This is a genomic window from Aestuariivita sp. (assembly GCF_021404545.1).
Classification (GTDB): Bacteria; Pseudomonadota; Alphaproteobacteria; order Rhodobacterales; family Rhodobacteraceae; genus Aestuariivita.
In genome coordinates, this window is record NZ_JAAWWD010000077.1 from 1 (window position 1) to 12,957 (window position 12,957).

At 62.6% G+C, this 12,957-nt stretch carries 5 protein-coding genes and 1 pseudogene; 4 read left to right on the forward strand and 2 right to left on the reverse strand.

Translation table 11 applies throughout. From position 1 onward, the window contains the following. Window positions 1-2,314, reverse strand: a 2,314-nt coding sequence (locus HEP69_RS23295) for a calcium-binding protein (protein WP_290560915.1), incomplete at its 3' end; no start/stop codon positions are given. A gap of 360 nt (window positions 2,315-2,674) precedes the next feature. Here HEP69_RS23295 and HEP69_RS23300 point away from each other — a divergent pair. Beyond that, window positions 2,675-3,688, forward strand: a complete 1,014-nt coding sequence (locus tag HEP69_RS23300) for an NAD-dependent epimerase/dehydratase family protein (protein ID WP_290560916.1) — start codon at window positions 2,675-2,677, stop codon at window positions 3,686-3,688. Window positions 3,689-3,837: 149 nt separating this feature from the next. Here HEP69_RS23300 and HEP69_RS23305 read toward each other — a convergent pair. Beyond that, window positions 3,838-4,317: pseudogene (locus HEP69_RS23305) on the reverse strand (helix-turn-helix domain-containing protein); the annotation flags it as partial. A gap of 397 nt (window positions 4,318-4,714) precedes the next feature. On the opposite strand from HEP69_RS23305, the gene HEP69_RS23310 reads away from it, so the two are divergent. The 3 genes from HEP69_RS23310 to HEP69_RS23320 all read left to right on the forward strand — a co-directional run bounded on the left by HEP69_RS23310 (window position 4,715) and on the right by HEP69_RS23320 (window position 12,785). After that, entirely contained in the window at window positions 4,715-7,441 is a 2,727-nt protein-coding gene (locus HEP69_RS23310; RefSeq protein WP_290560917.1) for a hypothetical protein, read from the forward strand. Window positions 7,442-7,588: 147 nt separating this feature from the next. Beyond that, complete coding sequence (locus tag HEP69_RS23315; RefSeq protein ID WP_290560918.1) at window positions 7,589-8,293, forward strand: hypothetical protein; 705 nt, start codon at window positions 7,589-7,591, stop codon at window positions 8,291-8,293. Between the two features lie 292 nt (window positions 8,294-8,585). Then, entirely contained in the window at window positions 8,586-12,785 is a 4,200-nt protein-coding gene (locus tag HEP69_RS23320; protein ID WP_290560919.1) for a glycoside hydrolase family 99-like domain-containing protein, read from the forward strand. Window positions 12,786-12,957 lie beyond the last annotated feature (172 nt).

Below are 12,957 nucleotides of genomic sequence, written 5' to 3' on the forward strand. Positions count from 1 at the left end.
CGCCATTGACGAAATCGTCGCCCGCGCCGCCGAAGACGAGGTCCGAGAAGGCCGAGCCGGTGATCACGTCATTGCCGTTCTGGCCAAAGAGCTCGTCCGCGCCGAACCCGCCCGCGATGGTATCGTTGCCGTCCTGGCCGTAAACCAGATCGTTGCCATAGCCTGCGTCGATGCTGTCATTACCGGCACCGCCAAAGATGGTGTCGCGGCGGTCGGCTTCGGTCTCGCCCCCACGGATCGTGTCATTGCCCGCGCCGCCATTCACGGCATCGCTGCCATCGCCCGCGTTCAGAACGTCATCGCCGCCCTCGCCCCGCAGCGTGTCATTGCCGGCCCCCGCATAGATCGTGTCGGCCCCGTCGGTGCCCTCCAGCACATCGTCGCCCGCTGCGCCGGGGACCGGGTCGGGAGCAGGGACAGGGCTGGGGGCAAGGAGATCGGCCAGCAACACGGTCGCATCGGTAAATTGCAGCGCTTCGATACCGGTCAGCCTGTCGGTGCCATCGGCAGAGACCACCTGGGCTGCCTCGCCCTCCCCGGTAATCGTCGCCGAGGCGAGCGGGACATCGAACCGGGCCGTGTCATATCCGCCGCCGCCCTCCAGCAGATCGTTGCCCGACCCGCCATTCAGCACATCGTCACCCGCGCCGCCATCCAGCCGGTCGGCCCCGGCCTGGCCGATCAGCACGTCGCGCCCCGCGCCACCCGCGAGCCTGTCATCGCCGCCGGACCCGTTCAACGTATCGTCGCCCGCCATGCCGCGCATGTCGTCGGCTGCCGGAGTGCCGAAGATGACATCGGGCCCCTCCGCTCCGATAAGCGGCGCGCTGTCGCCGCTGCCGGATTCCTCGAACGGGCCATCAAAGCTGCCCAACGGTGCGTGCTGCGCATTCAGCAGATCGGCGGTACGGAACGCCTCGGGGTCCAGACCGGCCCCCGCCAATTCCACACGATACCCCCCGAACCGCAGCACCAGCGCATCGCGGTCGCTGTCGCTGTCGAAGGCGATCTGGCTGACATCGTAAAGAAAGGGCAGGCCCGACAGATCGAGCCGGTCGGTGCCGGGTGTGAAATCCTCCACCCGGCCCAGTGACCCGTCCGCATCGGCATTCTGGGGCAGGAATACAAAGCTGTCCGCGCCGGCCCCGCCCCGCAGCGTCTGGCCACCATGACCGGCGATCAGGATATCGTCCGACGCGGTGCCCTCCAGAACCGCGCCCGAGCCCTCGCGGATCTCTCCCAGCCCCGACAGATCGACGCTGAGCTGGGTCAGATCGCCCCGGCCTTCGGCGGCGACGAACAGCTGCAGCCGGTCTCCCGTGACCACGCCGGTCAGCGCGGCGGGATCGCCGAGATCCGCAGCCGCCGTGCTGGTCAGGCTGGTCAGATGGAACAGCCGCCCGCCCGGCAGAACCGCAAAGAGGCTGAGCCCGTCATCGGAGCCCGCGGCGGCGACAAAGCTCCAGCCGCCGCTTTCGATCAGCGCCAGCCTGGCGGCACCGGCAAAGCGCGTTCCGAGATCGTCCAGCACGTGATCGGTCGGCGTCAGCGTCCCGTTTGCGTCCACCTGCAGCACGCTCAGGGAATTGCTGCCCGATCCGGCGACCACCACATAATCGCGCCCCGCCACCTGCACCGTGGCCAGCGCCATGGGCGTGCCGATACCCAGCCCGTCCGCCGCGCCCTGCGTATCGGCAGGCCGGAGGCGACCCTCGCTGTCCAGCCGCAGGGCCTGCACGCTGTCACCGCCTGGCTGGGCGATCAGCACCACCCCCGATTGGGTGACCGCAAGCGCGCCGATGGCCTCGGCCCCGGCAAAACTCAGCGCGGGGCCTGCCGCCTGCACCGACAGATCGGCACCCAGCCGGTAGACGCCCAGCCCGGTTCCCGAAAGATCGCGGGCCACGAACAGGTCAGTGCCGGGCAGGGCCGCCACCTCTCCGGGCTGCCAGGACAGGCCGGGGGCCGGGCGCAGATCAACCGCCGCCTGCAACCCGCCATCGGCGCGCAGCCCGGTGGCCTGACCCGCGCCCAGACCGGGCCCGGTGCTCAGCGCATAGGCCTGATCGCCCAGGGTCCAGGACGCCAGGGTCATGCCGGACAGGGCGGCCCCGTCCGCGCCATGATCACGGTACTCGACGAACCGGGCGGGCAGGTCGGGGCGCACCGAAAATCCGGCCAGACCGCCGCCGACGCCGCTGGCCGCGATCAGGCAGATCCCACCGTCCTGCACGATGATGTCCAGATTGGTCAGGGGGGCGGCAGCAGGCAGGCCCGGCACCGCCAGATTGGCGACCACATCGATAGAAAGCATCCCGTATCCTCACAGCTGATCCCGATTTCAGGGCGCATCGTGACCGGGCAGCCGGGCAGGGGGGCGGACCGGATTACGGCAGCCGCGCGGCCTTTAAACTGCATTCAAGACGAGTTTTCTCGATCGCCACCGCCCCGATCGCCCCCGCCTGGGTCATGCAAGACGATCCAGAGGCCCGCAGGGTCCGAAAGGCGCGGGCGGGCGCAAATAAAGCGGTTTGCGAAAGCCGGGCTTTCTCCGTACCAGACGGCATAGCAGACGGCCGGTGCGCGATGCGGACCCGGCCGGGCATAACAGTTGATGGGTGCAGGCAGGACCCATATTCATGATCACACATCCCCCACAAGACAAGCGGCTTGCATGACACGTATCCTCGTTACCGGCACGGCAGGGTTCATCGGCTTTCACCTGGCCCGGGCGCTGTTATCCGAAGGGATCCAGGTGCATGGCTATGACGGGATGACGGATTATTACGACGTCGCAATGAAGCAGCACCGTCATGCCCTGCTGATGCAGATGTCCGGCTTCTCGGCAACCGAAGGGATGCTGGAGGATCAGGCGGCCCTGGATCAGGCGGCTGACGCGTTCAAACCGGATGTGATCGTGCATCTCGCCGCACAGGCCGGGGTCCGCTACAGCCTTGACCATCCGCGCGCCTATATCGACTCCAACCTGGTGGGCACCTTCAACGTGATCGAACTGGCCCGGCGGCTGAAGGTCAGGCATCTGCTGATCGCCTCCAGTTCGTCGGTCTATGGGGCAAATGACGACATGCCCTTCCAGGAGACGCAAAAGGCCGACACCCAGCTTACGATCTATGCCGCAACCAAGAAGGCCAATGAAAGCATGGCGCATTCCTATGCGCATCTGTGGGATCTGCCCACGACCGTGTTCAGGTTTTTTACGGTATACGGGCCCTGGGGCAGGCCCGATCTGGCGCTGTTCAAATTCGTTGACGCGATCCTCAATCAGCGGCCGATCGACATCTATAACAACGGTGACATGTATCGCGACTTTACCTATGTCGACGATCTGGTGCGCGGGATCAGGCTGCTGATCGATGTCATCCCCCAGCGCCCGGCGTCAAAGGACGACATCGCCCCCGGCGACAGCCTGTCCCCGGTTGCCCCATATCGCATCGTCAATATCGGTAATTCCGAAAAGGTCCGGCTGCTCGATTTTGTCAACGAGATCGAGAAATGCCTCGGTCAGAAGGCGGTGCGCAATTATATGGATATCCAGAAAGGCGATGTCCCGGCGACCTGGGCGGACGCCTCCCTGCTGCAGCGGCTGACCGGCTACCGGCCCCAGACCGATATCCAGGACGGGATCGCCCAGTTTGTCGCGTGGTTCAAAGAGTATTACGGAACCTGAGCGGGCATCTGCCCGGTGAGGCTTATCCGACAGCCCAGAGATTATAGGCGCTTTGACCGGCTCAGTTGGCTATAGTGCTTTCCCATTCATTTTCCTCCGCACAAGGGGTCTGTTCCGGCTGGGGGCAGAATGACACCTTAAGGTCGGATGCAGGCAGGCCCGCGATCCTCAAACCAGTGATGATCTGACCCGTCAATCTGGATCAGCTCGCCATAGCATTCCCGGCGCAGCCTCGGCCGGTGAAACTTGCGGCGTTCCTTCCGCGGCAGCCAAAGACCATCTTCGATCATCCATTTGCGCAGTGTCTCGTGCGAGACCTTCAGACCGTGATCCTCTCCGAGCTTCTCGGCGGCAAAGGTCGGCCCGAAGTCGATGTAGTTCTCTCGAACCAGCGTCATTGCGAAGTCCCGAACCGCTGGATCGATCCGGTTGTTCGAAGCCCGGCCACGTGCCTTGTGTCGGATCGACGCCGGACCGTCTGATTGAAACTTCTTCAGAAGTCGGTGAACCTGCCTGCGGCTCAAACCCAAAACATTTGCCGCAGTTGGCGCCGTCATCCGGCCTTGCGACACCTGGCTCAACACCTCGACCCGGTTCAGCTCGCGCTCGCTCATCAAAACCCATCCCATGTCCGCTCACCTCATTGATTTTGAGGGCAGAGTGACATTCCTGAATTGCTCATGGGTGACAGTTTAGCTTTGCGGCTACACATCAACTTAACGGATAAGAGTTATTATGTTTATTTTCTGCTCGCAGAGGTTTCAGAACAGATGTTGTTTTGGCATCGCGAGGTCACCGGTCTGAGCTGCCCCCAGATTTGCTGAGGCTTTCCCCCCCAGGGCACCTCATCCGCCCAAGGTTGCCCACAGCCAATAGACAAATGCTCTCGTACAGCGATATGGAGGGCTTTGAAAAAGGATCCGCCTGGGATCGAGAGAATTGAGAGTGTAGCTCAATATGAACACAACAGCCAAAGGCGCTACCCGTCGTTCGCAATCCCCAAAATACATGATTGGGGTGCTTGGCATGCACCGTTCGGGCACATCCGCGTTATCTGGCATTCTGCACTATCTTGGATGTGATCTGCCGCGCCATACGTTGCAGGCCGATGACAGCAATCCCAAAGGGCATTTCGAAAGCTCCGCGATCTACAAGTTCAACGACCGTATGCTGGAAGAAATGGGCTCGCGCTGGGATGACTGGCGTTGGGTCGATCCGGCATGGTTCAAATCCCCGATCGGAGAGAGCTTTCTGAACCAGGCCCGTGATCTTCTGATCGGCGAATTCGGTGAGGCTCCGCTGTCGGTTTTCAAAGACCCCCGGAATTGCCGCCTGCTCCCGATCTGGCAACCCGCTGTGGCGGCGGCAGGGTTCACCTTTGTCTCTATATTGACGCACCGAAACCCTCTGGAAGTTGCCAAGTCCCTGAAGTCTCGCAACGGCATAGACCTGTCAGAAGGCATGATCATCTGGCTGCGCTACGTGATCAACGCCGAGTACCACACACGAGATCAGGCCCGCGTCTTCACCAGCTACGATCAGATTTTGAAGGATTGGCCCACTCAGATCGTCCGGTTTCAGAAGGGTTTGGGCGTCACGTTTCCCAATTTCCAGAACCATTCAAGCACACAGATAGAAGAGTTCCTGTCACCCGAACTGCGGCATTTCTCAGAGGTCCCGGAAAAGGTGATCAACAACCCGGTCATGTCTGACTGGGTACGCAAAACCTATGCCGTTCTTGAACGATGGGCCGCCCACGGTGAGAAAAAGAGCGATTACAAGATCCTCGACAAGATACGCAGAGAGCTGGATACCGCCACGCCGATCTTCTCACAACTCATTCAAAAGGAGCATGCTACAACCAGGAAGTTGACGGCCAGGACCAAGGATCTCGAAGAGCAGATCGCCGGATTGAAAGATCGTGCGCAATCCGAAACGGCCGAGCTTGAGATGCGGATCAAGCAGCTCAGCCAGGAACAATCAACGCACGAGCAGAAATACAACCAGCAATATAACGCGAGAGCCAAAGCCCAGCGTGCAATGGAGAAAAGCGAGGAAGAGCTCAAGGCCCTGCAGGCCGAGTTCTCCAGCCTGACCGAAACCGTCGCCGAGCGCGAAAAGGCATTGGCCGACAAGAAAAAGGCAAGCAAGCAAACCGCCAGGGCCCTGCAGGCCAGCCAAGAAGAGGTCAGGGTCTTGCAGGCCGAGTTCTCCCGTCTGACCGAAACCGTCGCCGCGCGCGAAAAGGCATTGGCCGACAGGAAAAAGGCAAGCAAGCAAACCGCCAGGGCCCTGCAGGCCAGCCAAGAAGAGGTCAACGTCCTGCAGGCCGAGCTCTCTCGTCTGACCGAAACCGTCGCCGCGCGCGAAAAGGCATTGGCCGACGCACGAAAAACCGGCCAGGAAACCGCCCAGACCCTGCAGGCCGGCCAGCAGGACATCGAAGCGCTGCGCGAACAGCTCGCTCAACACGAAACACAGCTTGCCAAGGCGCAAGAGCAACTCCGAGAGCACAGCGCCGAGAAGGAAGAGACACGGCACAAACACGAGCGTCTTCAGGAAGACCTTTCCAAAAGCGAGGACCGGATCGCCGAACTGGAGGAGGAGCTCAACGATCTCCGCAATACCCTGTCACAGACCGAAAGCGCCCTGGCCCAGCGTCGTGTGGAAGCGTCCGATACCCTGGATCGCGCAAAACGCGCGGAAGAAGAGCTCAAGGCGCTGACTGACGAGAATGCGCGGCTCGAAGGGGAGGCGCAAAGACGCACCTACGATCACGAGGTCGCTCGGGAGCATATTCGCAAACTGGAGATCGGCGCGGAAGCACGTATCAAGTCTCTGCTTACCACGACCCAGGCTCTGCATGCAGAACGTGAGAAATGGATCGGCTTTGCGGGTGAACTCTATCACGAGATGACAGGCGAAAAGATCAGTTTTCCTGATGGATCCGAATCCGATGCTGGCGCAAGACAGAATGCAGTCATCGCGGAGGTTCTGGAAACGGTCACGTCGTCATGGCGCGACACACAGCACCAACTGTCACAGGCCGCCGCGGCAATCGCCGCGCGCGACCAGGCCGAGCGGGAGATCGAGACATTGCAGATCGATCTCGAAACCCGCGCCCGGCAACTCGAAGAACAGACCAGGCAATACACCGAAGCGGCGCGCACCGCGGAGATGGAACGGCAGGAGGCCACCGCGGCAATCGCTGCGCGCGACCAGGCCGAGCAAGAGATCGAGGCCTTGCGCGTCGAGATCGAGACCCGCGCCCAGCAGCTTGAAGAACGGACCGAGCAATACACCGAGGCGGCGCGCATCCTGGAGATGGAACGGCAGGAGGCCGCCGCGGCAATCGCCGCGCGCGACCAGGCCACGCGAGAGATCGAAACATTGCAGACCGCGGGGCAGGTCCGCATCCGCGAACTGGGCGATCTTGCGAAGATACTGACGAAGATCCAGGTACGGAATCGCGAATTGGAAGGCATCGCACGCCACGGAGCGGACTCAGAAGCCGCATTGCGGTCGAAGGAAGCCGAACTTCAAAGAGTGATCGAGCAAAACCAGTCCCAGATCTTGCAGCGCGATGCCCAGCACATCCAGCGCGAGACCGCGCAACAGATCCAAATCGAAGAGCTTCAGGCTCGGCTGGACGCGATACACAACAGTACGAGCTGGCGCCTGATGAAACCTCTACGGCGCCTGTTTGACGTCCTGCGTGGCAACGGCCAGACAGTCGCGCGGGATCAAAGGTAAACCCATTGAGAAACCCCATCGACACCTCACCGGCAAGGGTGCCAAAACCCGCAAACCTGCCCAGGCAGAACGCTCCCCAAAAGCCGTAACCGCATACGGCAAAACATCGTAAATCCTCGCGACCCTTTAAAAGAAGCTGCACGACAGATGAAAAAAGCCAAGAAAGACGCCTTGAAAGACGCGGCCAGTCCGGCTCAACACGCCGCCGAAGCATTGGCAGCGCTTCAGGAAGAAGCGGCAGCCACCGCGCAGGCCCTGCTTTCCGCGCAGGCCCTGGTCCAGGACTGTGAACGGGAGCTGGAAAACCAGCACGCCGCACACAGAGCGGTCACCGATCAGCTGGCCCAGCAACGCCAGACCACTCAAACCGCGACCGAAACCTCTAATCAGCTGCTGGCGGCTCTTGAGGAACTGACCGAGCAACACGCCGAGACCACCGAAGAAAACAAGAGGCTGCGATCCGAGTTGACAGCCCGGTTCAACGAGCTGACGGTCTTTACCGATATGCTGAAACGTGCCGAAGCGGACAAGGCCGCACTTGCGGACCAGGTCAAGGCCCTGCAGACGACGATCCATGGGATCAATACCCTGCCCGGTCAGATACAGCAGATGCTCTCGGTTCTGTTGGATCAGACCAGGCGGCCTTATCTGCCACAACGCACGATTCTGAACCGGCAGTTGACACTGCTCAGGGCAACAGCGATTTTGGACGAAGACTGGTATCTGGAATACTATCCCGATGTTGTCGGAACCGGCCTGACGGCGGCGGCGCATTTCATCATGTTCGGGAATGCCGAAGGGCGTGTGCCCAATGCCAGAATTGCTGCTCTGAGCCCAGCGACCGACACCTGACACCGGATGTCGGATCGGGACTTGGGCAGACATCCAACCCTCTCTGCCCCGTGTTCTGCCGTCAGGACCGCAGCGGCGGCGCCAAATGCCCGTGGCTTTCATGCTCCCGCGGACCGGCGGCACACGCCCTGCGGACAGGCCGGAGCACCCGTTGCGGCGGCGGTGTTCAACACCGTTCCAAAGCCTGCTCGGCGAAAGCCGGTCGCGAATAGCGCGCCGACCCTAGACCCTCTCTATCTGGGCGCATAAACAACGTGGCAAACATTAAAACAAATAAATTAAAGGCCCTGATGTGACAGATACCGATATCGCCCAGGAAATTGAAGCTTCCGGTCTGTTTGACCCCGAATGGTACGTTCAGAACTACAGCGATGTCGCCGCAACCGGGATGGACCCTTTCGAACATTTCACCTGGCTGGGGCTGCGCCTTTATCGCGATCCGGGGCCGGGTTTCAGCGCCGCGCTTTATCTGGCAGGCTATCCCGATGTCCGCGAGAGCGATCTGCATCCGCTTTTGCACTTTATCCGCTATGGTGCGGCCGAGGGACGCTCGGGCACGCCCGCTCCCTTCAAACCGGGCCAGCCTGCCCAGACGGCCGCCGCGACCGATACAACCGGCTTTGCGCCCAGCACCCGGCCCCAGGACGCCCATTGGGTTGCCCGTCGCGCGACCGATGCGTTCATGCAGCGCGGTCTGCGGCCCATGGCCGAGATTGCCGTGGTGGTCAACGCCACGGCCCCCGCAGACTGGCTGGCCGCCCGGGATGTGCTCGCCCGGATCGCCACCCCCCATGATGTGTTCCTGGCCGGCACCGAAACCTTCGATTTCTCGAACATGCCCGCGCAATCGGTTTCGGTAGGCTATCTCGGAGCGGCGGATCCGCCGGCCAATGCCCGCGAATTCGTCCGCTTTGCCGGATCGGGCGCCTTGGTCGATTACCGGGCCGTGCTCTGGCTCTCGCCCTCAGATCTTGCCGACAAGACCGGGTTTTCCAAAGCCGCCGAGCAGATGGTCGCGCAGCTGGAGCCTTTTGCCGACGATGCCGATTGGGGCCTGTCGGGACCCGCGGTAAAACCGCTGGGCAACCAAAGCGATCCCGCCCTGGTCTATGCGCTGAAGGTCATCCTGCCCCGGCTGGGCCTGCACTTTGCGCAAACGGATATCCCCGGCGTCACCGGCCCCGCGATCCTGATCAAACCGCTGCTGCTGCGCGCTTTGGCAACTGCCCTGCGCCCGGTCGAGATGACCCCGGATGGCGCCCAAAAGACCTTTCCCGGGCGCGCGACCGTTCTGGGCGTGCTGGCGCAGCTGGCCCACCAGGCGGGGATGCAGACCGCCACAACGCGCAAAGCCGTGCCCGCCCAGGCCGCCGAACGGTCGGTCAAGACGGTCGCGTTCTATCTGCCGCAGTTTCACCCGATCCCGGAAAACGACCTGTGGTGGGGCAAGGGCTTTACCGAATGGTCCAACGTGATCCGCGGCAGGCAGCTGTTCCGGCACCATTACCAGCCGCGTGTGCCCGCCGATCTGGGCTTTTACGATCTGCGGCTCGAAGACACCCAAACCGCCCAGGCCGATCTGGCGCGGCAATTCGGCATTAACGGGTTTTGCTATTACTATTACTGGTTCAACGGCAAGAAACTGCTGAACCAGCCCATCGAGCAGATGGCCCGCTCGACCCGAACCGATGCGGGATTCTGCGTCTGCTGGGCCAACGAGAACTGGTCGCGCAACTGGGACGGCCAGAACCGCCACGTTCTGATGAAGCAGGACTATTCGCTGGACAGCAACCGCGACCTGATCCGCGAATTGATCCCGATGATGAAGGACCCGCGCTGGATCCGCCATAACGGCAAACCGGTGATGATGGTCTATCGCATCTCGATCATCCCCAACTGGATGGAGACCGCCCGGATCTGGCGCGAGGAATGCCGGGCCGCGGGTCTGGGCGAAATCCACCTCTGTGCGGTCCGGTTCGGGCTGGAGATGCTGGAAGGCCAGCCCGAAGAACATGGGCTCGATGCCTATGTGATGTTCCCGCCCCACGAGGCCCCGCGCGAGGATCTGCGCGACAAGGTGATCGACCTGCACCGCGATTTCGGAGGCGAGGTCTTCAGCTATGACGCGGTGGTCCGAGGCGACCTGGAGAAATACGAAACCGGCTATGACTGGCCGGTGCATCGCGGCGCGATGCTGGGCTGGGACAACACCGCCCGGCGGCTGACCGATGCGCGGATATTCCATGGCGCCACGCCTTACGGCTTCCGCACCTGGATCAAGGGCATCCTGGAACAAGACACGCGGCACGCTCCAGGCGCGGACACGCTGATGTTCATCAATGCCTGGAACGAATGGGCCGAGGGCACCTATCTCGAACCCGACCAGCGCTGGGGGACGGGCTATCTCGAAGCGTTCTCATCGGCCGCCGGCGCGGTGCCCGGCACCACGCTGAAAACCGTCGCCCCCGGCACAGCGCGTCTGCCGCGCCACGGCACCTATCTGGATCATGTCGGCAATCCGCTGGCCCGCGACGGCGCGGCGCTGGCCCCGCCGGTCTGGTACGCGGGCGCGCAATCGGTAGAGCCCGATCGGCCCACCGTTCTGGTCTGTGCCCATGTGGCCGGACATCAGCTTTTCGGCGGTGAGCGCAGCCTGCTGGACGTGATCCAGGCGATGGCGACCTTGCCGGTCAATATCGTCGTCACCCTGCCCAGCGACAACAATGCCGCCTATCTCGACGAGATCCGCAAACACTGCCTGGGCATCTATGCATTCGCCTATCCGCAATGGATGGATGCACGCCAGCGCTATGGCTGGCTGACGCTGAGCTTTGCCGACATCCTGGCGCGCCATGCGGTCGATGTGGTGCATGCCAACACCATCGTTCTGATCGAACCGCTGGAGGCCGGGCGCGCCCTGGGCCGGACCACGGTGACCCATTCGCGCGAGCTGATCTCGCTCGATGAAAAGCTGCTGAACCGCATGGCCGTGCCCGCGCCCGAGATCATCAGCACGGTGTTTGAGCGCTCGGACTGGGTGATCGGCAATTCGCAAGCCACCTGCGATCTCTTCCACCGCCCCGGCCAGACGCTCTATGTGCCCAACGCGGTCACGCTGGAGACGTTCGACATGGGCAACAAATTCGGCAACACGATCAAGTTCGGCATTGTCAGCTCGAACATCCCCGCCAAGGGGGTCACCGATTTCGTCGAGGCCGCGCGCCGCGCCGCCCCGCTGACCGACCGGGCCAAATTCGTCGTGATCGGCCCGGCCACCGATCAGACCCGGCTGTGGCAGGACGAGGTGGCGCGCGGGGTGCGGCCCGACAACCTGGTCTTTGCAGGCTATGCCGACACCCCGCGCGCGGCGATGTCGCAGATCAACGTGCTTTTGAACCTGTCGTCTTTCGCGGAATCCTTTGGCCGCACCGTGGCCGAGGCGATGGCCGCCCGCCGTCCGGTGATCGGCTATGACTGGGGTGCCCTGCGCGAGCTGATCCGGGATGGCGAAACTGGATATCTGGTGCCCTACCGCGATATCGACGCCGTGGTCCGCGCGGTGGTCGATCTGTGCACCGCATCCGAGCGGATCCCCGAGATGGGCGAGGCCGGCCGGGCCTGTGTGACCGCGCATTTCTCGCAGGACAGCCTGCGCACCGCCCTGGCCAAAAGCTATGCCCAGGTTCTGGGGCGGCCGATGACACACACCGCAGAGGCCGAGACAGAAACCGGGGCGGTGGACACACCCCCCGCCCCCGCGCTGATCGCCCAGACCATTGGGGCCGCCCCGCGCACCACCGTGGTGATCGCGGTCTATAACGCCGCCGACGAGGTGCGCGCCTGCCTGGCATCGGTGCTGCGCCACACCGATCTGGATCGCCACCGGGTGCTGGTCATCGACGATGGCAGCCCCGAACCGGACGTCGCCCCGATGCTGGAAGAATTCGAAGGCACCCCCGGCCTGACGATCCGGCGCAACGATCCCAACAAAGGCTATACCAGGACCATCAATATCGGGATCAGGGCCGCCGGCGAGGACGATGTCGTGCTGCTCAACAGCGACACGGTGGTCACGCCGCGATGGCTCGAAGGGCTGCGCGCCACCGCCTATAGCCGCGACAAGGTCGCCACCGTCACCGCGATGAGCGACAATGCAGGCGCGTTTTCCTTCCCCACCTTCAACGCATACTGCCCCAAACCCGATCACCTGAGCTTGGATGAATACGCCTTGCTGATGGTCGAGGCCGGATTTGACTGCACGCCCCCCGAAGTGCCCACCGGCTCGGGGTTCTGCATGTATATCCGCCGCGCCCTGATCGACGCGTGCGGGCTCTTTGACGAAGAGGGCTTTCCGCGCGGATACGGGGAAGAAAACGATTTCTGCATGCGCGCGATGAAAGCGGGCTGGGTCAACCTGATCTCGCCCTGGTCGTTTGTCTATCACGAGCGCACCGCCAGCTTCAAAGGCGAGAAGACCAAGCTGGGGTCCTGATCCGGGAGGGGCGGGTGACGCTGCCGACGAATGGTGAGGTTTTGGCCTTTGTCGTCGCCGGTTAAAAAAAAATGAGCAACAATAGGGCGACCGGCTGGTTGGGTTGGAATGCGGGTGCTCCCTGATCTTGCTGTTCTCGGGATGCGCAGCACTTCTGCAGGTGTTCAACAAC

What these genes read in the sequence shown, in the direction of transcription:
- HEP69_RS23300 (WP_290560916.1), top strand. Translation starts at nt 2,675, where the DNA reads ATGACACGTATCCTCGTTACCGGCACGGCAGGGTTCATCGGCTTTCAC.
- HEP69_RS23310 (WP_290560917.1), top strand. Translation starts at nt 4,715, where the DNA reads ATGCACCGTTCGGGCACATCCGCGTTATCTGGCATTCTGCACTATCTT.
- HEP69_RS23315 (WP_290560918.1), top strand. Translation starts at nt 7,589, where the DNA reads ATGAAAAAAGCCAAGAAAGACGCCTTGAAAGACGCGGCCAGTCCGGCT.